Here is a 25,822-nt window from a genome sequence, read left to right as displayed (position 1 = left end):
CGATCAGATTAAGAAGACTGGATGAAGACCCGCGACCGTATCCTTGAATGTGCCCTGCAGTTGTTCAACCACAAGGGCGAACCGAACGTGTCGACCATGGAGGTGGCGAATGAAATGGGGATCAGCCCCGGCAACCTCTACTACCACTTCCATGGAAAGGAGCCGTTGGTGCTCGGGTTGTTCGAGCGTTTCCAGAATGAACTGGCGCCCCTGCTCGACCCGCCGGCGGATGCGCAACTCAAACCCGAAGATTACTGGCTGTTCCTGCACCTGATCATCGAGCGCATGGCCCATTACCGGTTCCTGTTCCAGGACCTGTCGAACCTGGCCGGGCGCCTGCCCAAGCTGGCCAAGGGCATTCGCAACTTGCTCACGGCGCTCAAGCGCACCCTGGCTTCACTGCTTGCGCGCTTGAAGGCAGCGGGGCAGTTGGTCAGTGACACCCAGGCATTGGGGCAATTGGTGGAACAGATCACCATGACCCTGCTGTTTTCCCTGGACTACCAGCGGATTCTCGACCGTGAGGGCGAGGTGCGGGTGGTGGTGTACCAGGTCATGATGCTGGTGGCGCCGCACCTGCTATTGCCGGCGCGGCAGGCGACTGAGCGGTTTGCGCTCAAATACCTGGATGACGCGGATTAAAAATGTGGGAGCAAGCCCGCTCCCACATTTGGCCTTAAGTGTTCTTGAGAGAGTGCAAAAAAAAACGCCCGACCTTCACAGGCCGGGCGTTTTTTGTGCCCTGAAGAAATCAGGACTGACTGGATGGCGTCGGAGTTACCGGCGTTGCAGTCGGGGCGGTAGCAGCATGGGTCGGCGCGGACACCGAATTGGCTGTCGACGCGGTTGGCGCTGGGGTTGCAGGCTTGGCCGCAACAGCAGGCTTGGACGCTGCAGGCTTCTTGGCAGCTGCTGGCTTCTTCGCGGCGGCAGGTTTTGCCGCAGGCTTGGCAGCCACTGGTTTTGCTGCAGCAGGCTTGGCAGCAGCTTTAGCGGCTGGCTTGGCAGCAGGTTTCGCAGCAGCGGTTTTAGCCGCAGGCTTGGCCGCTGGTTTCGCTGCCGCTTTGGCCGCTGGCTTAGCCGCAGGCTTGGCAGCGGCTTTAGCGGCCACGGGTTTTGCTGCAGGCTTGGCGGCCGGTTTGGCAGCCGCAGTTTTTGCAGCCGGTTTTGCCGCAGCTTTAGCCGGGGCCTTGGCCGCAGGTTTCGCAGCGGGCTTGGCCGCCGCTTTTACCAAAGGCTTGGCAGCGGTTTTAGCAGCCGGTTTAGCCGCCGCCGTTTTAGCCGCAGGCTTGGCAGCCGGTTTAGCGGCGGCGGTTTTGGCTGGAGCCACTTTAGCGCCGGTGAGTTTTTCGATTTGCCTGGTGAGGGTATCGACCTTGCTGTGCAGCGTCTTCAGTTCCGCTTTGCTGGGCACGCCCAGTCGCGAAATGGCACTGTTGAGACGCTTGTCGAAAGTTTCTTCCAACTTGCCCCAGGTGTCAGAAATGCTCGACTTGGCGGAGCCGGCAGAAGCCTTGGCCGCTTCAACTTTTTTACCAACCGTGGTCTTGGTCAACTTCTCGGCCTTTTCGCCGTCCTTGACCAATGTCTCGAAGTATTTGCCGCCGTCACTGCTAACCTTCGAGTACACGCCTAAACCAGCAAGCCAGATCTTACGGGAATATTTTTCAACCTCCCCGATCCACGAGCTGCCTTCTTTCTGAGTAGTCTTTTTAACAGCCATCCCGATGTCTCCTTAGTGTTTACGCGCGACACGTTCTAGCAATGTCGTCAGCTCTTCGAGCTTAGCAGAGAGTGTCTCCACGTCATGTTTAGACGCAATGCCGATTCGATTCAAGGCACTTGCAACACGCGTGTCAAAAGCTTTTTCAACTTTATCCAGTTGAACTTCAACCACACCTCTGACGCTGGAGACATTACTCTTTACTTGGTCAATCTGACTGTTGGCGGCATCAAGTTGTTCAACCACAACTTTTTTGCCTTTACTTTCAACATGTTGACCGGTCTTAACCAGCTCTTTGAAGTACTCGCTGCCTTCGCTGCCGACCTTGGCATAGGCGCCAAGTCCTGCCAGCCAGATCTTGCGGGCGTAGCTTTTAACGTCACTCAGGGCAGTGGACTGAAGGTCGATTTTTTTCTTCAAAATAACTTTGGCCATGGTGCACCTCACGCAGATCAGGGTCGAGGAACGGCCCGCAGGAGTTGAGGGCTTGGGCACAAAGTAGGCTGGAAAATTAGAATCGGCACCCTAAGAACACATCGATCAAGCCAGCGCCTTATCCAGGGCTTTCTCGATTTCAGACTTGATGGTGCCACTCATGGCCGACATCAACAGGCCCAATTCAACGTCAATGCGCAGCGATTCATCGGCGACTAACACCGTGCCTTTAACCCCGGAACGCTTGAGGTTCAGGCTATCGCCCGACCACGATGACTCAAGGCCATATTGCTCCTTGAGTTTGTGCGCCAACTTCTCGGCCTTCGCGCGTGCGCCTTCTTTACCCAGGGAATGTGCACGCTCAACGGTAATACGGGCCATTGCAATGACTCCTCTTTATATCGACTCAGAACACCTGCCATGCGGCAAAAGGTCTCGATGAACACCTATCTTACCTTCAGCCTTGCCAAGACAAAGCAGGCGGTGGGGATTATCATGTCCCGCATTCTCTTTTGGTGACAGCGATATGACTGATCAGCGCAAAGGCAGCGATGCCGAACCCACCACTCACTTCGGCTTCAAGAACGTTCCGGAAAGCCAGAAAGCGGAAAAAGTCGCTGAGGTGTTCCACTCCGTTGCGGCCAAGTACGACCTGATGAACGACGTGCTCTCGGGCGGCATGCACCGCCTGTGGAAGCGCTTCACCATCGAGTTGTCGGGTGTACGCACCGGCAACCGCGTTCTCGACATCGCCGGCGGCACCGGCGATCTGGCGGCCAAGTTCTCCAAGCTGGTCGGCCCGACCGGCCAGGTCGTGCTGGCAGACATCAACGGTTCGATGCTCAAGGTCGGCCGTGATCGCCTGCTGGATAAAGGCGTGGCCGGCAATATCGAGTTCGTGCAGGCCGACGCTGAAAAGCTGCCGTTCCCGGACAACCATTTCGACTGCGTGACCATCGCCTTCGGCCTGCGTAACGTGACCCATAAAGAGGACGCGATCCGCTCGATGCTGCGCGTACTCAAACCGGGCGGCCGCCTGTTGGTGCTGGAGTTCTCCAAGCCGACCAACGCGCTGATGTCCAAGGTCTACGACACCTACTCGTTCGCCTTCATGCCGTTGATGGGCAAGCTGATCACCAATGACGCCGAGAGCTATCGCTACCTGGCCGAATCGATCCGCATGCACCCCGACCAGGAAACCCTGAAGTCGATGATGGTGGAGGCCGGTTTCGACCGCGTGACCTACCACAACATGACCTCGGGTATCGTCGCCCTGCACCGCGGCATCAAGCCCTGATGCTGTTCGCAGGCCTCCTCGCCAGCGTCGAACATGGCATCAACCGTGTTCTGCGCCTGGACAGCACCGCCCTGGCGCGGCTTGCGCACCTGAACGGCAAGGTTATTGCCGTCGATTGCACCAGCCCCGCCCTGCAGCTGTATATCCTGCCCAGCGATGAAGGCCTGCTGCTCGCCGGCGATTGGGCCGCCGAGGCCGACTGCACCCTGCGCGCACCCGCCTCGAGCCTGTTGCACCTGGCGCTGAGCCGCAACAAGACCGCGATCCTGCACAGCCCCGACGTGAAGCTGGAAGGCGACAGCGCGGTACTGATGGACCTGGCCGCCGTGCTGCAAGACCTGGAACTGGATTGGGAATACGAGCTGTCACGCTGGATCGGCCCGGTGGCCACCCAGTTGATCAGCGGGCACCTGCGCAGCCGCTCGCGCTGGTACCAGCAAGGGTTCGCCAGCCTCAACCAGAACCTTGCCGAATACCTGAGCGAAGAATCGCGCACCCTGGTCGGAGATCGGGAAGCGCAAGCGCGCTTTCGCGAACTCGACAAGGCCAAAATCGACCTGGAACGCCTTGAGGCACGCTTCGAGCGCCTGAGCCGTTCCCTTGATCCAAGCGATAACGCATGAAGCTGCTCGCCGTCCGCCGTTTGTTTCGTATCCAGCGCGTCGTAATCCGCTACCGCCTCGATGACCTGCTGTTCGCCTTGCCGTTGCCGTGGTTTTTGCTGGCCGTGCGTTATGTGTTGCCGTGGCGCTGGTTCCCGCGCAAACCGCTGGCGTTGAGCCGTGGCGCGCGCCTGCGCCTGGCGTTGCAGGACCTGGGGCCGATCTTTATCAAGTTCGGGCAGATCCTCTCCACGCGCCGCGACCTGCTGCCCGAAGACATTGCCGACGAGCTGATGCTGTTGCAGGACCGCGTGCCGCCCTTCGACTCGCAACAGTCGATGAAGCTGATCGAAGAACAGCTGGGCAAGAAGATCAGCGAGGTGTTCAGCCGTTTCGACGTCGAGCCGCTGGCCTCGGCCTCGGTCGCCCAAGTGCACGCCGCACAATTGAAGACCGGCGAAGAAGTGGTGGTGAAGGTGATTCGCCCCGGCCTCAAGCCGATCATCGGCCAGGACCTGGCGTGGCTGTTTATCCTCGCCCGCGCCGCCGAACGCTTCTCCGCCGATGCGCGCCTGCTGCACCCGGTGGACGTGGTCGCCGACTACGAAAAAACCATCTACGACGAACTCGACCTGCTGCGTGAAGCGGCCAACGCCAGCCAGCTCAAGCGCAACTTCGAAGGTTCAGCGCTGCTGTATGTGCCCCAAGTGTATTGGGACTGGTGCCGCCCCAAAGTGCTGGTGATGGAGCGCATCTACGGCGTGCAGGTCACCGACCTCGCCACCCTGGCCGACCAGCGCACCGACATGAAGATGCTTGCCGAGCGTGGTGTGGAGATCTTCTTCACCCAGGTGTTCCGCGACAGTTTCTTCCACGCCGACATGCACCCGGGCAACATTTTCGTCAGCACCGTCAACCCGTGGAGCCCGCAGTACATTGCGATCGACTGCGGCATCGTCGGCAGCCTGACCCCGGAAGACCAGGATTACCTGGCGCGTAACCTGTTCGCCTTCTTCAAACGTGACTACCGCCGCGTGGCGCAATTGCACATTGATTCGGGTTGGGTGCCGGCCGAAACCAAGCTCAACGAATTCGAAGCGGCGATCCGCACCGTGTGCGAGCCGATCTTTGAAAAACCGTTAAAAGATATTTCCTTCGGCCAGGTGCTGATGCGCCTGTTCCAGACCGCGCGGCGCTTCAACATGGAAGTGCAACCACAGCTGGTGCTGCTGCAAAAAACCTTGCTCAATATCGAAGGTCTGGGCCGCCAGCTGTACCCGGACCTGGACCTGTGGAACACCGCGCAACCCTTTCTGGAACGCTGGATGCGCGAGCGCGTCAGCCCGAAAACCCTGTTGGGCAACCTGCACAGCCAGATGGAACAACTGCCGCACCTGGCCAACATGACCCGCGACCTGCTGGAGCGCATGTCCCAGCCCCACGCCAAGGACCCTGCGCCGCCGTGGCACAGGCGCAAGGACGACTGGTTCCTGCGCCTGCTGGGCGCCGCCCACTTGGTCGGCGGCGTGATGCTGGCGATTGGCGGGCCGCTGAACCAATTGGGCCATTGGCCGGCGGGCATCATGGTCGCCGTGGGTGTTTATCTGATCGTGCGCCGATAGCCGATCCGGTTATACACTGTCGCAAATTGCCGGAGCCGAACATGAAAGACTGGCTGGACGAGATCAAGTGGGACAATGACGGCCTGGTGCCGGCCATTGCCCAGGACTACAAGACCGGGCGCGTATTGATGATGGCCTGGATGAACCGCGAGGCCTTGAGCCTCACCGCCACTGAGCAGCGCGCCATTTACTGGTCACGTTCGCGTGGCAAACTGTGGCGCAAGGGCGAAGAGTCCGGGCACGTGCAGGCCCTGCACGAGATGCGCATCGACTGTGACGCCGACGTGGTGATCCTGAAGGTCGAGCAGATCGGTGATATCGCCTGCCATACCGGCCGTCACAGCTGCTTCTATCGCGTGTTCGAGAACGGCGAGTGGAAGGTTGTGGAACCGGTGCTCAAAGACCCGCACGCCATTTACTCCGCAGGACACTGAACATGAGCGATACCCTCAACCGTGTGGCCCAGGTGCTGGAAGACCGCAAAGGCGCGGATGCCGACAGCTCCTATGTCGCCAGCCTGTACCACAAGGGCTTGAACAAGATTCTGGAAAAACTTGGCGAAGAGTCCATCGAGACGATTATTGCCGCCAAAGATGCGCAAATCAGCGGTGATTACAGCGATGTAATCTACGAGACCGCAGACTTGTGGTTCCATAGCCTGGTCATGCTCGCCCAACTGGGGCAGCACCCACAGGCCGTGTTGGATGAACTGGACCGTCGCTTCGGCCTGTCCGGGCACGCCGAAAAGGCCTCGCGCCCGTCCGCCTGAATAACTTTTACAGAGGAATTGCAGCATGGGCATTTTTGACTGGAAACACTGGATCGTCATTCTGGTGGTCGTGGTACTGGTGTTCGGCACCAAGAAACTCAAGAACCTGGGCACTGACGTGGGCGAGTCGATCAAGGGCTTTCGTAAAGCCATGAACGACGATGAAAAGCCGGCCGACCCGATGGCCAACCCAGTGCCGCCGGCGCAGCCCGTTCACCCGCAGGCCACCCAGCCGATCACCGAGCGTCGTACCTTCGACGTGCAGGCTGAGAAAGTCCAAGAGCCGACCCGCAAAGACTCGTGAGCACTGACTAATGTTTGGTATCAGCTTCTCTGAACTGCTGCTCGTCGGCCTCGTGGCCTTGCTGGTACTGGGGCCGGAACGCCTGCCCGGTGCCGCACGCACGGCCGGCCTGTGGATCGGGCGCCTGAAACGCAGTTTCAACGCCATCAAACAGGAAGTTGAACGGGAAATCGGCGCCGACGAGATCCGCCGCCAGCTGCACAACGAACATATCCTGTCGTTGGAGCAAGAGGCGCGCAAGATTCTGTCGCCTGTTCAGGAGCCCGCCAAACCGGCCGAACCTGTGCCCGAAAACAGCATTGCTCCGGTCGCCGCAGTACCGCAAACCGCGCCCGCCCCGACTGAGCCAGCGCCGACGCCCCTTGCGTCGCCCGCTCCCCATGACCCTACATTGCCGCCGCGAGCCCCATGAGCGCTGATAAACCGGAAAACGACCAGCATATGCCGCTGGTCTCGCACCTCACCGAGCTGCGGACCCGCCTGCTGCGTTGCGTAGCGGCCATCTTCATCATCTTTGCCGGGCTGTTCGCCTTTACCCAGCAGATCTACACCTTCGTCTCCACGCCCTTGCGCCAGTACCTGCCGGCCGGCGCGACAATGATCGCCACCGACGTGTCGTCGCCGTTTTTGACGCCGTTGAAGCTGACCATGATGGTTTCGCTGTTCCTGGCGATCCCGGTGATCCTGCACCAGATCTGGGGCTTTATCGCGCCGGGCCTGTACAAGCATGAGAAGCGCATTGCGGTACCGTTGCTGGTGTCGAGCATCCTGCTGTTCTACACCGGCATGGCCTTCGCGTATTTCCTGGTGTTCCCGCTGATCTTCAAGTTCTTCGCCGCCGCCACCCCGGCCGGCGTGGAAATGATGACCGACATCACCAGCTACCTCGACTTCGTGATGACGCTGTTCTTCGCCTTTGGCGTGGCCTTCGAAATTCCGGTGGCCGTGGTGTTGCTGGTGTGGATCGGCGTGGTCGACGTCAAATACCTGAAAAAAGTACGCCCGTACGTGATCATCGGCTGCTTCGTGGTGGGCATGATCCTTACGCCGCCGGACATTTTCTCGCAGACCTTGCTGGCCGTGCCGATGTGGATGCTGTTCGAGATCGGCATCCTGTTCGGCAGCCTGATCAGCAAGCGTGGCGATCACCCGGATGACCAACCCGCCGACGACGACCAGCCGCCAGCGACGCAACCGTGAACCTGCTGTTGCTTGAGGAGGCCGACTTTATCGCGGCCGATCGGGTGATCCTGCGTGATCGGCGCCTGGTGCATATGCAGGAAGTCCACCGCGCAGTGGTGGGCGACAACCTGCGGGTCGGCCGTATTGGCGGGCTGATGGGCAATGCGCAACTGCTGCGCCTGCAAACCGGTGAAGCCGAGCTGCAAGTGAGCTTCGACCAGCCACCACCGACCAAACTGCCGCTGACCCTGCTGCTGGCCCTGCCGCGTCCGAAGATGCTGCGCCGGGTGCTGCAAACCGTGGCGGCGATGGGCGTGCCGAAGGTGGTGCTGGTCAACAGTTACCGAGTGGAAAAGAGCTTTTGGCAAACCCCGTTTCTGGAGCCTGAGGCGGTGCGCGAACAATTGATCCTCGGCCTGGAGCAGGCGCGGGACACGGTGCTGCCCGAGATCATTATCGAAAAACGCTTCAAGCCGTTCGTCGAAGACCGCCTGCCGGCCATGACCGCTGGGACTCTGGGCCTGATCGGCCATCCCGGCGATTACCCGGCGTGCCCACGCGGGCTGGATGAGCCGGTGACCCTGGCCATTGGCCCCGAAGGCGGCTGGATTCCCTATGAAGTGGAGCTGTTGGCCAAGGCCGGCTTGCAACCGGTGCAACTGGGTACACGCATCCTGCGCGTAGAAACCGCCGTGACCGCCCTGCTCGCTCGGTTGTTCTGACACGACCTACAGCCCCCGATCATTCCCATGCTCCGCGTGGGAATGCCGCCAGGGACGCTCTGCGTCCGCTCTTGGGACGCGGAGCGTCCCGGGATGCATTCCCACGCAGAGCGTGGGAACGATCAACACCTACAGAATTTTCCTGCGCTGCCGATAGCCTCTGAATAAGTCCAAGCCTTGTTCCAAAGGAGATCGCAGTATGTATCGTTGGTTAGCCGAAAAACTGGGGAATGTGAGCGTCAATCGCAAGCTGAGCATAGGCTTTGGCTTGGTGTTGATCCTGACGCTGGTGACCACCTTCACCGGTTGGACCGGCTTGGGCGACGTGACCAGTCGTGGCGACAAGCTGGGCTTTATCTCCAGCCTCAACGGCCTGACCAAAGACCTGCGCCTGGCGCGCCTGGACTTTGAAATGCGCCGGGGCGAACAAGGCACCGACGCCGTCAACAGCCTGCTGAAGCAACTGGACGATGGCCTCAAAACCGCCGAAACGCTGATCGAGCAACCCGACGACAAAGCCCTGGTCGAGCAACAGCAGCAAGCCCTGGGCCAATACAAAAAAGCCTTTGGCACTATGGTCCTGGCCGGCCTCAAGCGCGAGGGCGCACGCAGCAAGCTCGGTGACACTGCCGACAACGCCGTGGCCAAGATCAACGAAATCGAAGCGGCCCTGCTGCAAGGCGACAGCGTCACGCAGTTCAACAGCGTGGTCGACCTGAGCAAGCTGATCCAGCAGTCGCGCTTCCAGGTGCGCGGTTATACCTACAGCGGCAAGACCGAAGCCGAGCAACCAGCCCTGGATGCCATCGACAATGCCCTGAAGAAAATCACCGACCTGCAAGGCAAGCTACCTGAGCAATACCAGGCCAACCTGCAAGAGGCCGGCGTGTCCCTGCAAGCCTACCGCGCCGCCGTCAGCCAGTACCGCGACTCCCAGGTGGCCAGCGCCGCCGCGCTGAAAATCATGACCGCCCAGGGCGATATCCTGCTGGGGCACAGCGAAAAACTCACCACCTCCCAGACCGCCGTGCGCGATGCCGATGCCGCCCACGCTAAACAGCTGTTGCTGCTGGCCACCGTGCTGGCGCTGATCTTCGGCATTTTCGCCGCCTGGGCCATCACCCGCCAGATCGTGATCCCGCTCAACCAGACCCTCCAAGTCGCCGAGCGCGTGGCCTCGGGCGATCTGAGCCATAACCTCAACTCCGCCCGCCAGGACGAGTTGGGCCAGTTGCAACGCGCCATGCAAAGCATGAGCGTCGGCCTGCGCGAGTTGATCGGCGGTATCAGCGACGGCGTCACCCAGATTGCCAGCGCTGCCGAACAACTGTCGGCCGTGACCGAACAGACCAGCGCCGGGGTTAACAGCCAAAAGGTCGAAACCGACCAAGTGGCCACCGCCATGAACGAAATGGCCGCCACCGTGCAGGAAGTGGCGCGCAACGCCGAAGAAGCCTCCGAAGCTGCCGTGGCGGCGGACCAACAAGCCCGTGAAGGCGACAAGGTGGTGGGTGAAGCCATCGCGCAGATTGAGCGCCTGGCGACCGAGGTCGGTCATTCCACGGTGGCCATGGGCGACCTCAAGCGCGAAAGCGACAAGATCGGCAGCGTGCTCGATGTGATCAAGTCGGTGGCACAACAAACCAACCTGCTGGCGCTGAACGCGGCGATTGAAGCAGCGCGGGCCGGTGAGGCCGGTCGCGGCTTTGCGGTGGTGGCCGATGAGGTGCGCAGCCTGGCCCAGCGCACGCAGAAGTCCACCGAGGAGATCGAAGAACTGATCGTCGGCCTGCAAAACGGCACCCAGCAGGTGGCGGCCATCATGGACAACAGCCGTGGCCTCACCGACAGCAGCGTCGAACTGACCCGCCGCGCCGGCAACGCGCTGAGCAATATCACGCGTACGGTCTCGACTATCCAGGCGATGAACTCGCAGATTGCCACTGCTGCCGAGCAACAGAGCGCTGTGGCCGAGGAGATCAACCGCAGCGTGTTGAATGTGCGCGACGTGTCTGAACAGACCTCCTCGGCCAGCGAGGAAACTGCCGCCTCGAGTGCCGAACTGGCACGCTTGGGGATCTACTTGCAGTCTCTGGTCGGGCGCTTCCGCATCTGACCCGCACCTACGCGGCGGCCGGATCAAGGCCGCCGCAACTTATGAAATTTCCTACGTAGTTATCAGCCCGCCACGACCTCGAATCGATTTAGCGTTTCAGCTGTTGCGAAATGCTTTCCCAGATTTGGAGGTTCACCATGTTTCCTCGGCTGACCCGTTTGCTGGTCAACGCCAGCATCCGTCTCAAACTCGCACTGGGTTTCGGCCAAGTGTTGATCTTAAGCATCCTGATCGCCGCGACCGGCTGGCAGGCCTTGAAAGACGTGCTTTATCGCTCAAACAGCCTGACGACCCTTGGGCAACTGGCCCTTGACGCCGAGGCCATGCGCGCCGACAGGATCGTGTACCGCACCCTGACAGATGCCAGCAGCCTGGCCAAAATGCACGCGCAGACCGAAAAGATCGACCAGCGACTGGCCGACCTTTCAAGCCGCCTCAACGACCCGGCCGACGTGCAGCGACTGCAGGAAGCGACACGTTTGGTGACGAGCTTCAAGACAGCGCTGGCGGACTTGCCCGCATTGATCGAGCAACGCGAGCGCATCCGCCCGGACCTCAAGAAAACCGCGCTGCAGGCCAGCGACAGCCTCGCCCAGTTCGCCAGCGATTTGCCCAACCAGGAAGATGAAAAAGCCTTGGACGCCATCGAAAACCTGCGTCAGGCCATGGAGCAGGCCGAAGATCGCGCTCAGAGCCCGGCCTGGGCCGCGGAGTCGCTGCAAGCCTATGCCGAGGCACTTATTCAGGCACTCGACGCCCTGAATGTGGCACAAGCGGCGGTAACCGCACTGCCCGTCGACGCGGCGCTGCTTAAAGCCGACCTGGCCAACTATCGCGAACAATTGACCAAGCTCAAGGAAGCACAGCTCAACACCGAGACCCTGCAAAACCGCTTTGAACAGCAGCTCAATGATTTGCGTGAGCAAAGCCGTCAACTGAGCGTGGATCAGAACACCAAGCGTGACAGCGAAGCCGAGCAGACCCACACACGGCTGCTGAGCGTTACCGTGGCGGCCTTGCTGCTCGGTGCACTCGCCGCCTGGTGGATCGCTCGGCAAGTTGTCGTGCCTCTGCGCGCAATCCTTACGGCCGCCCACCGTATTGCTGACGGCGACCTGAGCCGGGACATTGAAGAGGACCGTCGCGACGAGCTGGGCCAGTTGCAGCAGAGCATCGGGCAAATGACCCGCAACTTGCGCAACCTGATCAGCGGTATCGGCGACAGCACCCGGCAGATCGCCAGTGCCGCAACGCAGTTATCCGCCGTCACCGAACAGACTCGCGCCGGGGTCAACGACCAGAAGGAGGAAACCGATCAGGTGGCCACCGCAATGAATGAAATGCTCGCCACTGCCCAGGAGGTCGCCCGGCACGCCGAGCAGGCGTCCGTGGCGGCCAATGAAGCGGACCAGGAGGCTGGCGCCGGCGAAAAAGTGGTGACCCAGGCGATGGAGCAAATCGGCCACTTGGCCCATGAGATGGCGCGCTCGAGCCAGGCGATGATTGCGCTGCAACACGAAAGCCAGAAAATCGGCAGCGTGCTCGACGTGATCAAGTCAGTGTCCCAGCAAACCAACTTGCTGGCCCTGAACGCAGCCATTGAAGCGGCGCGCGCGGGCAGTGCCGGCCAGGGTTTTGCGGTAGTCGCCGACGAAGTGCGCAGCCTGGCCCAGCGCACCCAGGAATCTGCCGAAGAAATCGAAGGCTTGATCCTCGGCCTGAATACCGGCACCCAGCAGGTCGCAGACATCATGGACAGCAGCCGTAGCCTGACCGACAACAGCGTCGGCCTGACCCGCGATGCGGGCGATGCCCTGGCCGCGATTGCGCGCACCGTGTCGATCATCCAGGAAATGAACCCGCAGATTGCTGCCGCCGCCGAACAACAGAGCGCGGTGGCGGAAGAGATCAATCGCAGTGTGTTGAAGGTGCGGGATGTCACCGAACAAACCGCTGCGGCCAGTGAGGAAACAGCCGCGGCGAGCGCTCAGTTGACCCGGTTGAGCCTGGATTTGCAGACGTTGGTGGGTAAATTCAGGCTTTGAGGCGTCACTAACGTCGGGACGCGGAGCGTCCCAGGAGGCTTTCCCACGCGGAGCGTGGGAACGATCATTAGAGGACCTGGCGCAGGAAGGCTTGGGCGCGCGGGTCTTTCGGTGCATCGAAGAACTCGGCCGGGGCCGCATCTTCGAGCAATTTGCCGTGGTCGAAGAACAGCACGCGGTCTGCCACTTCACGGGCAAAGCCCATCTCGTGAGTGACGCAGACCATCGTCATGCCTTCCAGGGCCAGGGTCTTCATCACGTCCAGCACTTCGCCGACCATTTCCGGGTCCAGCGCCGAGGTGGGCTCATCAAACAGCATCACCTTGGGCTCCATGGCCAACGCGCGGGCAATGGCTACCCGCTGTTGCTGGCCACCGGACAGGCGCGACGGGAACTCGTTGGCCTTCTGCGCAATACCGACCTTTTCCAGCAGCGCCAAGGCCTTGGCTTCACGCTCTTGCTTGCCACGCTTGCGCACGACTTTTTGCGCCAGGCACAGGTTTTCCAGCACTGTCATGTGCGGGAACAAATTGAAGTGCTGGAACACCATGCCGACTTCACGGCGGTAGGCATTCACGTCGGTTTTCGGGTCGGCCAGTTGCAGGCCGTCGATGCTCACCGAGCCCGAGTCGAATTCTTCCAGGCCGTTAAGGCAGCGCAGGAACGTGGACTTGCCCGAACCTGACGGGCCAATCACCACCAGCACTTCGCCCTTGGCGACTTGGGTGGTCACGTGGTCCACGGCGCGCACTACCTGGCCACGGGTGTCGAAGACTTTTACCAGATCGCGGACTTCAATCACTTTGCGCGAGCCTCCGCTCAAGCCGGCTGGCCATTTTCGACAGCGGCAGGTTGATCAGCAGGTACAGGCCTGCCACACAGAACAGGATTTCAAAGGGCGAGAACGAGGTGGTGATCACTTCACGGCCGCTTTTAAGCAGCTCGGTAATCGCGATCACCGAGACCAGCGAGGTGTCTTTCACCAGGCTGATAAATTGTCCGGCCAATGGCGGCAGTACGCGCTTGAACGCCTGCGGCAACACCACGTGGCGCATCGACTGGCTGGCGCTCAACCCCAGGGAGCGGGCGGCTTCGTTCTGGCCACGGGTGATGGACTGCACACCGGCGCGCACGATTTCCGCCACGTAAGCGCCGGTGAACAGCGACAGCGCGGCAATCCCGGCAAATTCGCGGGACAGGTTGAGCACCGTGCCGATGAAGAAGTAGAAGATAAAGATTTGCACCAATAGCGGCGTACCGCGCACCAGTTCGACGTAGATCGTCGACAGATCGCGCAAGGTCGGGTTGCTCGACAGACGGCATAAGCCGGTTGCCAGACCCATCGCCAAACCCAGGATTCCGGAGACCACCGACAACCATAAGGTCGTCCACAAACCCCACATCAACGGGCCCAGCGCCCAATGCCGGGTGACGCCGATAACATCGCCTTCGGCCACGTCGTCGCCACGTGACACTTGCAGGCTGTTGTCGGCCACGGTCAGCTTTTGCTCGGTGCCTGCGTCGTTGCGCAAGGTGACTTCGGCGACGTCGCCTTTGCGCACCAGCTCAATGACGGTGGAGATGTCGGCGGCGCGCTGGGACGTTTCGGCCTGATAGGCGAAGTACTGCGGCACGCGGTTCCAGCGCCACTCGTAGGACATCAACGAGGTGGCGTAGTACAACGCGCCGGCCAGGCCGACCAGCACGACCACGGTCAGCAGGTGCCAGGGCCATTGGGCTTTTTTCTGTTTCATTTCACTTTCCGAAGATGTATCGCCTGGCATGAGATCGTTCCCACGCTCTGCGTGGGAATGCCTCACTGGGCGCTCTGCGTCCGCTTTGTGACGCGCAGCGTCACGGGCTGCATTCCCACGCAGAGCGTGGGAACGATCGACTCGGTGTCAGCGCTTATTCCATGTCCTTGAGCCACTCGGAGCTCTTGAACCACTTGTCATGGATGCGATCGTAGGTGCCGTCGTTGCGGATCTGGTGCAGGAAGTTGTTGATGTAGTTGAGGCTGTCGAAATCGCCCTTTTTCAGGCCGAACGCCAGTGGCTCGAAGGTGAAGGGTTCTTCCAGGAACACCAGCTTGCCATTACCGACTTTCTTCTCGGCAACCACGTTGTACGGCGCGTCATACACAAAGGCATCGGCCTTGCCGTTGACCACGTCCAGCACGCCTTCCTGTTCGTTGTCATAGCCGTGGTACTTGGCTTTGGAGATCAGCTTCCTGGCAACCATCTCGCCGGTGGTGCCGAGCTTGGAGGTCAGGCGGTATTTCTCGTCGTTCAAATCTTTGTAGGACTTGATGGTGCCTTCCAGGTCTTTACGAATCAGCAGGGTCTGGCCGACCACGATGAAGGGTTCGCTGAAGTTCAGGCGCAGATTGCGCTCCTGGGTCAGGGTCATGCCGCTGCCGATCATGTCGAACTTGCCGGTCAGGAAGGCCGGGATAATGCCGTCGTAGCCGGTGGATACCAGTTCCAGCTTGACGCCCATGGACTTGGCCATGGCCTTGAGGATGTCGACTTCAAAACCGATGATTTCACCGCGCTTGTCGGTCATTTCGAACGGCATGTAGGTCGGGTCCATGCCGACTTTCAGCGTGCCGCGCTTGACCGCATCATCGATGGCGCCCGCGTGCGCCGCAGTGGCCGCGACCAGCGCGGTGACGCCGAGCATCAGCATCGAAAGATACTTTTTCATCATCAAGTCCCCTGAAAGATTCTTATAACGCCGGCGCGCAAAAGGGCTGCACCAATTCGGGGTGCGATCCTAACCCACTCGTTGCCCGTCACAAAGGTTTCACGGGTAAATGTTATCGGCGTATGTCGGAAAAGCCCCACAACGGTGCAGCACATCGCAGGCACTAGACACATCAGCACAACGGCGCGGCAATTGATTGATGTGTAAGCAGTTATGACGTTCAGTCGATCTCCGCCATCCAGTCGGTTTCCTTGAACCACTTGTCGTGCAGCCGATCGTAGGTGCCATCCTGGGCAATTTGATTGAGGAAGTGGTTGATCCAATTGAGGCTGTCGTAGTCGCCTTTTTTGAGCCCAAACGCCAAGGGCTCAAAGGTAAATGGCTGCTCAAGGGCGAAGAGCCGATGGTTTTCCGGCCTGGTCATCGCGATCAGGTTGTAGGGCGCGTCATGGACAAAGGCGTCGGCCTTGCCCTCCACCACCTGGCGCACACCCTCTTCGGGCGTTGCGAAGCTGCTCAGGTGCGCGGCGCCCAGAAACCGCTGCGCAGCCGCTTCGCCGGTGGTGCCTTCAGTCGCAGCGATGCGGTAACCCGCCTCGTCGAGGTCTTCGATGCTGGCAATCTTGCCGGCAAGGCTGGGGTTCAGCAGTACGGTCTGGCCGACCACGATAAAGGAGTCGCTGAAATTCAGCTTGAGGTTGCGCTCCTGCGTCACCGTCATGCCGCTGCCGATCAGGTCGAACTTCTTCGCCATCAGCCCCGGCAGCAACTCGGTATAAGGCACGGCGACCAGTTCAAGCTCGACGCCCAAGGCGCGGCTCATCGCCTGCAGCAAGTCGACCTCAAAACCAACGATACGGCCCTGCTTGTCCTTCATTTCAAAGGGCACATAGGTGGGCGTGGTGCCGACTTTAAGCACACCGCGTCGAACCGCCTCATCGAGGGCACCAGCACTCAACCAGCCTGCGTAAATCAATGCGATGACGCCGCTCAGCACCGCCGAACAATACCTTTTGATCATGAAACCCCCTGCGACCTAGTCAATTTGGGGGCGATGCTACCCCAGCGACAGGCACGGCAATACGCTTCGAACAAAGGTCTTTTGTTTCGAAATAACAAGGGGTTAGCGGTATTAGGAGGATATTCTGAACGCTGTAGGAACAGCGCATCTAACGCCCCCGAGGTGAGCCCTCGGGGGCGTCGGAATCAGGCCGGTTGGGCCTGGGACGACAGCGGTTGCAGCGGCAGCAATGGCGCGTGCGGATCAGCCTTCACCGATGCACGCCAGGCACCGAGCCACTCGGCATGACCTTCACTCCACACCTGCTGATGCAGGCGAGCCAAGGCTACCGGGTCACTCAGCAATGCCAGGCGCTCGCCGTTGTTGAGGCCGGCGGGGCCGACTTTCATCGCGTGGCGCACACGTTCCTGACGCAAGTGCTCGATCGGCTCCGCCTCACGGTGACGCGAGGTCGCCAGGGCGCAGGCCAGGGCGTTTTGCTGCGGGTCGACCACCGAACGCACAAACCCGTCATTGAGGGCGTGCCAACGGTTTTCGTGGGTGTATTGCTCGGTCGACAGCAAGGCTTGTGGCGGGTTGTATTCCTCTGGGATCAGGAACAGGCTCTCGTCGCGAGACTTGAGGCCCAGCTTGACCCGGCTGGAGATCACCGACACCGGAATCGACAGCATCAGCGAGCCGACGATCGGAATCAGCCACCACAGGAAGCTTGGGTTCAACCACACCACCAACAACGCCCACAGGAAGCCCAGCAGGGTCTGCGGGCCGTGACGCTTGACCGCCTCGCTCCATGGCGTGGAATCGTCGTCACGCTGCGGCGAGTTCCAGGTCGCCGCCCAGCCCAGGAACGCGGCGAGCACGAAACGGGTGTGGAAGATCATGCGCACCGGCGCCAGCAGCATGGAGAACAGCATCTCCAGCAGCATCGACAAGGTCACCTTGAACTTGCCACCGAACTCTTTCGCGCCCTTGGCCCAGATCAGGATAATGCTGAGCAATTTAGGCAGGAACAGCAGCACGATGGTGGTGGAGAACAGCGCCACCGCCTTGTCCGGGTGCCATTGGGGCCACAGCGGGTACAACTGGCGTGGTGCCATGAAGTATTGCGGCTCCATCAAGGTGTTCACTGCCAGCAATGCCGTCGACAGCACCAGGAAGAAGAACCACAACGGCGCCGACAGGTAGGACATCACGCCGGTCAGGAACACCGCACGGTGCACCGGGTGCATGCCTTTGACCAGGAACAGGCGGAAGTTCATCAGGTTACCGTGGCACCAGCGACGGTCACGCTTGAGCTCATCCAGCAGGTTCGGCGGCAGTTCTTCGTAGCTGCCCGGCAGGTCGTAGGCAATCCACACGCCCCAGCCGGCACGGCGCATCAGCGCCGCTTCAACGAAGTCGTGGGAGAGGATCGCACCGGCAAACGCACCTTTACCCGGCAACGGCGCCAGGGCGCAGTGCTCGATAAACGGCTTCATACGAATGATGGCGTTGTGACCCCAGTAGTGGGATTCACCCAGCTGCCAGAAGTGCAGACCAGCGGTAAACAGCGGGCCGTAGACGCGGGTGGCGAACTGCTGCATGCGCGCATACAGAGTGTCCATGCCCGACGCACGCGGCGCGGTCTGGATAATCCCGGCATCCGGCGTGGCTTCCATCAAGCGCACCAGGCTGGTCAGGCATTCGCCGCTCATCACGCTGTCGGCGTCGAGCACCACCATGTACTTGTATTCACCGCCCCAACGACGGCAGAAGTCGTCGAGGTTGCCGCTCTTGCGCTTTACGCGACGGCGACGGCGGCGATAGAAGATCTTGCCGAAACCACCGGCTTCGCGGCACACATCAAGCCAGGCTTGCTGTTCGGCGATACAGATATCGGCTTCGTTACTGTCGCTGAGCACGAAGAAATCGAAACGGTCCAGGTCGCCCGTGGCGGCCACCGATTCGAACGTAGCGCGCAGGCCGGCAAAGACCCGGGGCACGTCTTCGTTGCAGATCGGCATCACCAGCGCGGTGCGGGCGTCCTTCGGAATCGGCTCGTCACCGGCACTTTTACCGGAGATCCGGTATTTATCGTGGCCAGTCAGCAACTCCAGGAAGCCCATCAGCGCGGTCCAGAAGCCGGCCGAAACCCAGCAGAACAGAATCCCGAACATGATCAGAATGCTGGTTTGCAAGGCGTAAGGCAGTACCTGGGTAGCGGTTTGCAGCAGGGTCTGGTTGCGGATTTCGTCGAAGTCGACCAGCGACCAGCCCTGGTACGGCATGATGCCTTTCATGTACCAGCCGGCAACGATGGTCTGGCCGAGCATCAGCACCAGCAGGATATAGCGACGGATCGAACCCACGGTACGCCAGCGTGCTGCCGGCAATACGCGCTCATCCTTCGGCGGCGCCGGAGGGTTGGTGCGACCGGTCATCCGGCGCCAACCACGCACCAGGATATTGGTACGCCATGGCTCCGGCACCACTTTGGTCCGACGGATCGGCGGCGTGGCCTTCAGGCAAACCCGGCCGTTGGCGTCAAGCGCCAGCATCTCGGCGTCTTGCAGCTCTTCGGCGGTATTGAGCGTCAACCGGCGGCCGACCGAGGCTTGGGCAGCCTCGGTGGGTGCGTCGAACGTCTTCGAAGACAGACGTTCGTGCAGCTCGCTGAAGGAAGTGCAGCCCGCCAGTTCGGCGCGCTGCTCTGCGGTCATCGGGAGGTGCGCCAGGTACTCGGACAGGGTCTCTGGCGTGGCTTGAGAATTACTCATCGGCAGGCAACTGATAGCTCCAGGTTTCGGTCAGGACGTGTTCGGTCTTTTCCGGCTCCGGATTGGCGGGGGCAGCCTCTGGCTGCTTGGCGTCCTTGTCTTTCGCTTCCTTGGCGTCTTTCCTGGCCTGTTTTTCGTGTTGCTTGGCCAGCAGTTTGTCGGCCTTGAGCACCTGGGTCGAGACCTTCTCAGGCTCAGCTTTCACGATGTCTTCGACCAGCGCGGCACGCATTTCGGTGGGCTTGCCTGCGTCCTTGATCTTCATGCGCAGGGTCAGGCGCCAGCCTTTGGTGTGCTCGTTGTAGCGCACGCTGTTTTCAACGATTTCGGCGTTGTCACCCACGCTCACCTGGCTGCGCACTGGCGCATCCGGCGGCAGGTTCTTCAGGGACGGGCCCTCGAAGTCCACCAGGTAGGCCACGCTGCCGTCAGGCTGGCGAATCAGGTTGGATTGCTTCACGTCACCGGTGGAACGCAAGGTCTGCTTGACCCAGGCGCTGTCGGCCGGGTGCAGGTCTTTCTCGTCCATGGTCCAGTGCAGGCGATAGCTGACATCCAGCGGCTCGCCGACTTTCGGCAGCTCGGCCGGGCTCCAGAACGCAACGATGTTGTCGTTGGTTTCGTCGGCGGTCGGAATCTCTACCAGGTCGACAGAACCCTTGCCCCAATCGCCTTCAGGCTCGATCCAGGCGCTTGGGCGCTTGTCGTAGTTGTCGTCCAGGTCTTCGTAGTGGCTGAAGTCGCGGCCACGTTGCAGCAGGCCGAAACCACGCGGGTTCTCGACGGCGAAGTTGCTGACCGACAGGTGTTTAGGGTTGTTCAGTGGGCGCCAGATCCACTCGCCATTGCCGGCATGGATCGACAGGCCGCTGGAATCGTGCAGCTCACGGCGGTAGTTAAGCACCTTGGAAGGCTGGTTCGCGCCGAACAGGTACATGCTGGTAAGCGGGGCGATGCCCAGCTTGCTGACCTTGTCACGCAGGAACATCTGGGATTTGACGTCGACAATGGTGTCGGTGCCAGGACGCAGGGTCAGGCGATAGGCGCCGGTGGCACGCGGTGAGTCCAGCAGGGCGAAGATCACCAGCTGTTTCTCGCCCGGTTTAGGGCGCTCGATCCAGAACTCGGTGAAACGCGGGAACTCTTCACCGGACGGCAATGCCGTGTCAATCGCCATGCCACGGGCCGACAGGCCATAGGACTGGCCCTTGCCGACGACGCGGAAGTAGCTGGCGCCGAGCATGGTCATGATTTCGTCTTGCTTGTCGGCCTTGTTGATCGGGTACAGCACACGGAAGCCGGCGTAACCCAGCTGTTCGGTGGCTTTAGGATCAAATTTCACGTCGCCGAAATCGAAACGACTTGGGTCGTACTTGATTTCCTGAACGCTGTCGGCGGTCACTTCGTTGATTTTCACCGGCGTGTCGAAGTGCATGCCCTGGTGATAGAAGGACAGCTTGAACGGCGTGTTCTGATCGGCCCACTCAGCTTTTTCGTTGCGGAAACGAATCTTCTGGTAGTCGGCGAATTTCATTTCGCGAAATTCGTTAGGCAGATTGCTGCGCGGAGCTTCGTATTTCTGCCCAGCCAGCTCTTTTGCCTTGGCCGACACATCATCCAGACTGAATGCCCACAGTTGACCCGCGCCGAACAGGCAAAACAGGGCAGAGCCCGTTACCAGTGCGTTTCGTAACCGCTTAGCAGACAATTTTGGTGCATTACAGGGACTAACAATCACGAGCAACCCTCGCCGAAAACAGATCAAAAAACCAACGGCCAGCTATCTATATGCCAGGTTGGCGAGCATTGTTCCGACTCCCCTGGGGCAAAATGATTCCCCAATGGTTTGTCGGACAAGTCTCTACCTAAGTCAAAAATGGACCAATTTACGCTGATCCCCATAGCGCGCGATTATCTAGTAGCCCGCGATACAACGCATCAGGGACAACGAAGTATTTGTAGTGAAACCCTGCGTTTTTAGGCATTAAAGTCGTTTTTAATACATTCATGTCTGTAAGAGGAATGTCACAGGGCCATCATTGACCAAGTGCACCTGCATATCAGCGCCAAAACGCCCTGACGCCACCTTGCCATGCAATTGTTGCGCTTGTAACAACAAGTGCTCAAAAAGCGCCGCTCCCAGGGCCGGCGGGGCCGCAGTGGAGAAGCTGGGCCGCAACCCGCTTTTGGTATCCGCCGCCAGGGTGAACTGCGACACCAGCAGCAAACCGCCGCCGATATCCTTCAACGACAGGTTCATCTTGCCCTCGTCGTCGCTGAACACCCGATAGTTAAGCAGCTTGTGCAGCAGTTTGTCGGCGCTCTCGGGCGTATCTGAAGGTTCGACGGCCACCAGCACCAGCAAACCCTGGTCAATAGAGCCTACGACTTCGCCCTCAACCTCAACCCGGGCGCCACGCACCCGTTGTAACAGGCCCTTCATGCTTCTTCTGGCGGCAGATCAAGCAGGCGCCGTGCCATCTCGCCGGTCGCGCGCACCAATGCATCGGTGATGCCGGGCTCGGACGCGGCATGCCCGGCCTCGCGAATCACCTGCAATTCACTGTTGGGCCAGGCCTGATGCAGCTCCCAGGCGTTATCCAGCGGGCAGATCATATCGTAGCGGCCATGGATGATGACGCCAGGCAGATGGGCGATCTTGTGCATATCGCGAATCAGCTGGTTGGGCTCCAGGAAGGAGTTGTTAGTAAAGTAGTGGCACTCGATACGCGCAATCGACAGGGCGCGCTGCGGCTCGGAAAAACGCTCGACATGCTGCGGGCTCGGGCACAGACCGAGCATGCGCCCTTCCCAGCCGGACCAGGCTTTGGCGGCGTGCATCTGGGCGATCTGGTCGTTGCCGGTGAGGCGCTTGTGGTAGGCGGCAACCATGTCGTGGCGCTCGTCCGCCGGGATCGGGGCAAGGTAGTCCTGCCAGTAATCCGGGAACATGCGGCTGGCGCCCTCCTGGTAGAACCAGTGAATATCCTGCGGGCGGGCCAGGAAAATCCCGCGCAGGATCAGGCCATGCACGCGCTCGGGGTGGGTTTGTGCGTAGGACAGCGACAGGGTCGAGCCCCAGGAGCCGCCAAACAGCACCCATTTGTCGATGCCCAGGTGCTCGCGGATGCGCTCAAGGTCGGCGACCAGATCCCAGGTGGTGTTGTTCTCCAAACTCGCGCGGGGTGTGGAACGCCCGCAGCCACGCTGGTCGAAGGTCACGATGCGGTACAGGTTCGGGTCAAAATAGCAGCGGCTCTGGGCATCGCAACCGGAGCCGGGGCCACCGTGGATGAAGACGACAGGCAAGCCTTCGGGGGAGCCACTCTCATCGACGTACAGCGTGTGGGTGTCATCGACGGCCAGATCGTGCCGGGCGTAGGGTTTGATCTGCGGGTACCAAGTCTGCATTGCGCGCTCCATAGGGTGTCGGGTTCATCCCTGAGGGGACGTCTATTATTCTTGCCGTCTGGCATCATAAACCCGAATTGTGCAATGAGCATGCCCTTGAATACTTAGACCTGTGTCAGCCCTTCGCGCCTGAGGTAATGCAGCAGATAGTTATAAAGCTGATCCACCTCCGGGGCTTGGCCGCGTGCGCGCAGGCAACCGTGGACCAGCCCTTTGCCGGAATACAGCACGGCGGGCACACCGGCCTGTTGCAGCCGTTCGGCATAGAGCATGCCGTCATCGCGCAACGGGTCGAACTGGGCCACGGCGATCAACGCCTTGGGTAAGCCGCCGAAATGCTCGGCCAACAAAGGCATGGCATAGGCCGATGGCGTGCCCGCAGCGTCCAGGTACATTGCCAGGTAGCAGTCGGTGTCGGCGCTGCTGAGCAGGGGCGCGTCCCTGCAGTCACGGCGCGAGGGCAAATCGGCCGGGCCGCCCAGGCCGGGGTAAATCAGCACCTGAGCCACGGGCAGCGGCTGGCCGTCGTCGCGCAGCCCCAGGCACAGCGCCGCCGCCAGATTGCCGCCCGCGCTGTCGCCCATCACCACCAGGCGTTGCAGGTTGATGGCGTGCGGCCCCTGCCCGGCCTGGAGTGCCTGCCATACGGCGCGACAGTCTTGGTAGGCCGCCGGGAACGGATGCTCAGGTGCCAGGCGATAGTCGATGGCGATCACCAGCACTTGCAGCGTGTTGGCCAGTTCGAAGCAAATGAAGTCGTGGGAGTTCAGCCCGCCCACCGCCCAGCCGCCGCCGTGCATATAGAGAAGACAGGGCCAGCCCTCCGTCGGCGCTGGAGCCCTGGGTCGGTAACTACGCACGCCTACGCCGCCCAGGGAAAAGTCCGACAGTTGCAGCCCTTGAGGCTGCGGTGGCGTGAAGGCCTGGCACATACGGTCGTAGTTGTGGCGCAAGCCCGCCAGCGACGAGTCGTCACTGGTGAAGGATTCGGTTTTGGTGATGAAGGCGGCTAGCTGCGGAGAAGTCGGATACATGCGCAATATCCCTGACAATCGAGATCTAAAGGTGGGAGCTGGCTTGCCTGCTCCCACAGTTGCTCTGTGTTGTTTGATCTACCGTGCCCGGCTTAAGGTTTGAGGCTGGCCTGCACCGCCGCCACACCGTCGCTGCCATCAAACGCCGTAACCCCGGCCAACCAGCGCTGCAGATCCTCAGGGTGGTCACGCAACCACTGCCTGGCCACATCCTGCGGCGACTGGCGCTCCATGATCGGCACCATCAACTGGCTTTCCTGGGCGGCGGTGAAGGTCAGGTTCTGCAACAGACGGTTGGCGTTGGGGCAGCGCTCGCCGAAGTCCGGCGCGGTGACGGTGGAAACCGTGGCGCGGCCTTCGTCCGGGCCGAACACATCTTCACTGCCTGTGAGGTAAGCCATTTTCATGTTGATGTTCATCGGGTGCGGGGTCCAGCCGACGAACACCACGAACTCCTTACGGTTCACCGCTCGCTGCACCGCGGCGAGCATGCCGGCTTCACCGGAAGCGACCAGCTTGAAGCCACCGAGGCCGAAGTGGTTGGTGTCGATCATCTTCTGGATATCGGTATTGGCACCGCTGCCCGGCTCGATGCCGTAGATCTTGCCGCCGAGTTTGTCCTTGAAGCGGGCGATGTCGGCAAACGTCTTCAGCCCGGCATCGGCCACGTATTGCGGCACGGCCAGGGTGGCTTGGGCGTCGGCCAGGCTCGGCGTGTCGAACACCTTGACCTGCCTGGCGGCCAGGAATGGCGCGATGTTGTTGTCCATCGCCGGTTTCCAGTAGCCGAGGAAGATATCCAGGCGCTTGTCGCGGATGCCGGCAAAGATGATCTGCTGCACGGCGCTGGTCTGTTTGCTGTCGTAGCCCAGGCCGGTAAGCAGCACGTCGGCCATGCCGGAGGTGGCGATCACGTCGGTCCAGCTGACCACGCCCATGCGGATGGCTTTACATGAGGCGGGTTCGGCGGCCATGGCGTTGGCGCTGATCAAAGCGGCAGCGGTGAGGGTCAACAACAGTCTTTTCATGGATGAGGTCTCACTCGGCAGCTTTTATTGTGGGGAGTGGCGTCTGGTGCGCCGTATCCACAACCTTACTTAGCGGGACCTCTGCTGACACGAACTGTGGCGACCGGCAGTTGCACTGGGGCGACTGTGAGGGCCCCTTCGCGAGCAAGCCCGCTCCCACATTGGGACCGCATTCTCCTGCTGAAACTCGGTCAAATGTGGGAGCGGGCTTGCTCGCGAAAGCTATTTCAGCAGCACCGAAAATTATCGGTAACGCCTCTGCCCCCAGGCCAACAACCCTTCCAGCAACTGCTTCAATACCACCCGCGTCGGCTCAGCCAGATCCGCGCGATACCGGAACGGCTCAACCTCTTCCATATACGTGCTCTGGCACAGCTCCAACTGCACCGCATGAATATCCTGCGTCGGGTCGCCGTAGTGGCGAGTGATATGCCCGCCCTTGAAGCGCCCGTTCAGCACATGGGTGAATTGCGGATGCTGAGCGCAGATGCCTTCCAGCTGGCTGGCCAGCTCGGGGTCACACGCCGCGCCGTTGAAGGTGCCGAGGTTGAAGTCCGGCAGCTTGCCGTCGAACAGGTGCGGGATTACCGAACGGATCGAGTGCGCATCAAACAGCAAGGCGTAGCCGAACTCGGCCTTGAGCCGCGCCAGCTCTTCTTGCAGCGTGCGGTGGTACGGGCCCCAGATCTTTTGCAGGTAGGTTACGCGTTCTTCTTCGGACGGCACCTGCCCTTCACGGAACAACGGCACGCCATCGAACAGGGTCGCCGGGTACAGCCCGGTGGTGGCGCCGGCGTAGAGCGGTTTGTCGTCGGACGGCCGGTTCAGGTCGATCACAAACCGCGAGTACTCGGCCGACAAGGTACTGGCGCCCAGTGCTTCGGCAAAGTCATACAACGTCGGGATATGCCAGTCGGTGTCCGGCAAGCTTTGTGCCTCGGGGATCAGCCCGGCTTCGACCGCAGGCGTCAGGCGCAAACCCGCGTGGGGCATGCTGATCAGCAGCGGCACGCGGCCTTGTTTGAAGTTCAGAACCTTATCCACAACAA

At 60.8% G+C, this 25,822-nt stretch carries 25 protein-coding genes and 2 pseudogenes; 13 read left to right on the top strand and 14 right to left on the bottom strand.

Annotation, left to right across the window (positions count from 1 at the left end; genetic code table 11):
* Positions 1 to 21: 21 nt before the first annotated feature.
* Positions 22 to 642 (top strand): TetR/AcrR family transcriptional regulator, encoded by a 621-nt coding sequence (locus BLV67_RS11010; protein WP_056860627.1) that lies wholly within the window; start codon positions 22 to 24, stop codon positions 640 to 642.
* A 109-nt stretch (positions 643 to 751) separates the two neighbouring features.
* Here the strand turns inward: BLV67_RS11010 and BLV67_RS11005 are convergent, their stop codons facing one another.
* The 3 genes from BLV67_RS11005 to BLV67_RS10995 all read right to left on the bottom strand — a co-directional run bounded on the left by BLV67_RS11005 (position 752) and on the right by BLV67_RS10995 (position 2,539).
* Entirely contained in the window at positions 752 to 1,723 is a 972-nt protein-coding gene (locus tag BLV67_RS11005; protein ID WP_069786786.1) for a phasin family protein, read from the bottom strand.
* A 12-nt stretch (positions 1,724 to 1,735) separates the two neighbouring features.
* Positions 1,736 to 2,158 carry a phasin family protein gene (locus tag BLV67_RS11000; RefSeq protein WP_065930768.1) on the bottom strand — a complete coding sequence of 141 codons (423 nt, stop codon included), beginning with the start codon at positions 2,156 to 2,158 and terminating at the stop codon, positions 1,736 to 1,738.
* Between the two features lie 105 nt (positions 2,159 to 2,263).
* Positions 2,264 to 2,539, bottom strand: a complete 276-nt coding sequence (locus tag BLV67_RS10995; RefSeq protein ID WP_017138585.1) for a polyhydroxyalkanoic acid system family protein — start codon at positions 2,537 to 2,539, stop codon at positions 2,264 to 2,266.
* Positions 2,540 to 2,684: 145 nt separating this feature from the next.
* On the opposite strand from BLV67_RS10995, the gene ubiE reads away from it, so the two are divergent.
* The 12 genes and pseudogenes from ubiE (at position 2,685) to BLV67_RS10940 (ending at position 12,817) form a co-directional block, all read left to right on the top strand.
* Positions 2,685 to 3,455, top strand: coding sequence for a bifunctional demethylmenaquinone methyltransferase/2-methoxy-6-polyprenyl-1,4-benzoquinol methylase UbiE (ubiE, locus tag BLV67_RS10990; RefSeq protein ID WP_003171186.1), 771 nt, complete (start codon positions 2,685 to 2,687; stop codon positions 3,453 to 3,455).
* Positions 3,455 to 4,078, top strand: a complete 624-nt coding sequence (locus BLV67_RS10985) for a ubiquinone biosynthesis accessory factor UbiJ (protein WP_069786785.1) — start codon at positions 3,455 to 3,457, stop codon at positions 4,076 to 4,078. Before ubiE ends, BLV67_RS10985 begins: the two co-directional genes overlap by 1 nt.
* Entirely contained in the window at positions 4,075 to 5,679 is a 1,605-nt protein-coding gene (ubiB, locus tag BLV67_RS10980; RefSeq protein WP_065930770.1) for a ubiquinone biosynthesis regulatory protein kinase UbiB, read from the top strand. Before BLV67_RS10985 ends, ubiB begins: the two co-directional genes overlap by 4 nt.
* A gap of 41 nt (positions 5,680 to 5,720) precedes the next feature.
* Positions 5,721 to 6,113: a phosphoribosyl-AMP cyclohydrolase gene (gene hisI / locus BLV67_RS10975; protein ID WP_065930771.1), complete on the top strand. Its 393-nt coding sequence runs from the start codon at positions 5,721 to 5,723 to the stop codon at positions 6,111 to 6,113.
* 2 nt (positions 6,114 to 6,115) lie between these two features.
* Positions 6,116 to 6,448, top strand: a complete 333-nt coding sequence (locus BLV67_RS10970; protein WP_017138590.1) for a phosphoribosyl-ATP diphosphatase — start codon at positions 6,116 to 6,118, stop codon at positions 6,446 to 6,448.
* 25 nt (positions 6,449 to 6,473) lie between these two features.
* Positions 6,474 to 6,752 (top strand): twin-arginine translocase TatA/TatE family subunit, encoded by a 279-nt coding sequence (locus tag BLV67_RS10965; protein WP_056860633.1) that lies wholly within the window; start codon positions 6,474 to 6,476, stop codon positions 6,750 to 6,752.
* 10 nt (positions 6,753 to 6,762) lie between these two features.
* The gene (gene tatB / locus BLV67_RS10960; RefSeq protein ID WP_069786784.1) at positions 6,763 to 7,164 is read left to right on the top strand and encodes a Sec-independent protein translocase protein TatB; all 402 of its coding nucleotides are present in this window, start codon (positions 6,763 to 6,765) and stop codon (positions 7,162 to 7,164) included.
* A complete protein-coding gene (gene tatC, locus BLV67_RS10955) occupies positions 7,161 to 7,952 on the top strand; it encodes a twin-arginine translocase subunit TatC (protein ID WP_056860635.1) in 792 nt (263 codons plus the stop codon). The genes tatB and tatC overlap by 4 nt, the downstream gene beginning before the upstream one ends.
* Entirely contained in the window at positions 7,949 to 8,656 is a 708-nt protein-coding gene (locus tag BLV67_RS10950; protein ID WP_069786783.1) for a 16S rRNA (uracil(1498)-N(3))-methyltransferase, read from the top strand. Before tatC ends, BLV67_RS10950 begins: the two co-directional genes overlap by 4 nt.
* A 199-nt stretch (positions 8,657 to 8,855) precedes the next feature.
* A pseudogene (locus BLV67_RS33655) lies at positions 8,856 to 9,914 on the top strand (methyl-accepting chemotaxis protein); the annotation flags it as partial.
* Complete coding sequence (locus BLV67_RS33650) at positions 9,900 to 10,772, top strand: methyl-accepting chemotaxis protein (RefSeq protein WP_425272305.1); 873 nt, start codon at positions 9,900 to 9,902, stop codon at positions 10,770 to 10,772. The pseudogene BLV67_RS33655 and the gene BLV67_RS33650, both read left to right, overlap by 15 nt.
* A 137-nt stretch (positions 10,773 to 10,909) precedes the next feature.
* On the top strand, positions 10,910 to 12,817 hold the full coding sequence (locus BLV67_RS10940) for a methyl-accepting chemotaxis protein (RefSeq protein ID WP_069786781.1): 1,908 nt from the start codon (positions 10,910 to 10,912) through the stop codon (positions 12,815 to 12,817).
* Between the two features lie 67 nt (positions 12,818 to 12,884).
* Here BLV67_RS10940 and BLV67_RS10935 read toward each other — a convergent pair whose 3' ends face one another.
* The 11 genes and pseudogenes from BLV67_RS10935 to hutG form a co-directional block, all read right to left on the bottom strand.
* Positions 12,885 to 13,619 (bottom strand): amino acid ABC transporter ATP-binding protein, encoded by a 735-nt coding sequence (locus BLV67_RS10935; protein WP_017138597.1) that lies wholly within the window; start codon positions 13,617 to 13,619, stop codon positions 12,885 to 12,887.
* Positions 13,612 to 14,571, bottom strand: coding sequence for an amino acid ABC transporter permease (locus tag BLV67_RS10930; RefSeq protein WP_065930777.1), 960 nt, complete (start codon positions 14,569 to 14,571; stop codon positions 13,612 to 13,614). The genes BLV67_RS10935 and BLV67_RS10930 overlap by 8 nt, the downstream gene beginning before the upstream one ends.
* Positions 14,572 to 14,725: 154 nt before the next feature.
* Complete coding sequence (locus BLV67_RS10925; protein ID WP_065930922.1) at positions 14,726 to 15,523, bottom strand: transporter substrate-binding domain-containing protein; 798 nt, start codon at positions 15,521 to 15,523, stop codon at positions 14,726 to 14,728.
* A 220-nt stretch (positions 15,524 to 15,743) separates the two neighbouring features.
* Positions 15,744 to 16,544, bottom strand: a complete 801-nt coding sequence (locus tag BLV67_RS10920; protein WP_065930778.1) for a transporter substrate-binding domain-containing protein — start codon at positions 16,542 to 16,544, stop codon at positions 15,744 to 15,746.
* 111 nt (positions 16,545 to 16,655) lie between these two features.
* Positions 16,656 to 19,300 (bottom strand): annotated as a pseudogene (mdoH, locus tag BLV67_RS10915) (glucans biosynthesis glucosyltransferase MdoH).
* Positions 19,293 to 20,981: a glucan biosynthesis protein G gene (locus BLV67_RS10910; protein WP_170875855.1), complete on the bottom strand. Its 1,689-nt coding sequence runs from the start codon at positions 20,979 to 20,981 to the stop codon at positions 19,293 to 19,295. Before BLV67_RS10910 ends, mdoH begins: the two are co-directional and overlap by 8 nt.
* 324 nt (positions 20,982 to 21,305) lie before the next feature.
* Complete coding sequence (gene dtd, locus BLV67_RS10905) at positions 21,306 to 21,743, bottom strand: D-aminoacyl-tRNA deacylase (RefSeq protein ID WP_065930779.1); 438 nt, start codon at positions 21,741 to 21,743, stop codon at positions 21,306 to 21,308.
* The gene (gene pip, locus BLV67_RS10900) at positions 21,740 to 22,711 is read right to left on the bottom strand and encodes a prolyl aminopeptidase (RefSeq protein ID WP_056860643.1); all 972 of its coding nucleotides are present in this window, start codon (positions 22,709 to 22,711) and stop codon (positions 21,740 to 21,742) included. Before pip ends, dtd begins: the two co-directional genes overlap by 4 nt.
* Positions 22,712 to 22,815: 104 nt before the next feature.
* Entirely contained in the window at positions 22,816 to 23,745 is a 930-nt protein-coding gene (locus BLV67_RS10895) for an alpha/beta hydrolase (RefSeq protein WP_069786780.1), read from the bottom strand.
* A 92-nt stretch (positions 23,746 to 23,837) separates the two neighbouring features.
* Positions 23,838 to 24,773 carry a choline ABC transporter substrate-binding protein gene (locus BLV67_RS10890; RefSeq protein WP_068931316.1) on the bottom strand — a complete coding sequence of 312 codons (936 nt, stop codon included), beginning with the start codon at positions 24,771 to 24,773 and terminating at the stop codon, positions 23,838 to 23,840.
* 243 nt (positions 24,774 to 25,016) lie between these two features.
* Entirely contained in the window at positions 25,017 to 25,817 is an 801-nt protein-coding gene (hutG, locus tag BLV67_RS10885) for an N-formylglutamate deformylase (protein WP_069786779.1), read from the bottom strand.
* Between the last annotated feature and the right edge of the window lie 5 nt (positions 25,818 to 25,822).

It is taken from the genome of Pseudomonas salomonii (assembly GCF_900107155.1).
GTDB classification, from domain to species: Bacteria; Pseudomonadota; Gammaproteobacteria; order Pseudomonadales; family Pseudomonadaceae; genus Aquipseudomonas; species Aquipseudomonas salomonii.
Note: the sequence above shows the minus strand (reverse complement) of the source record. Positions and strands in the feature narration are given on the sequence as shown.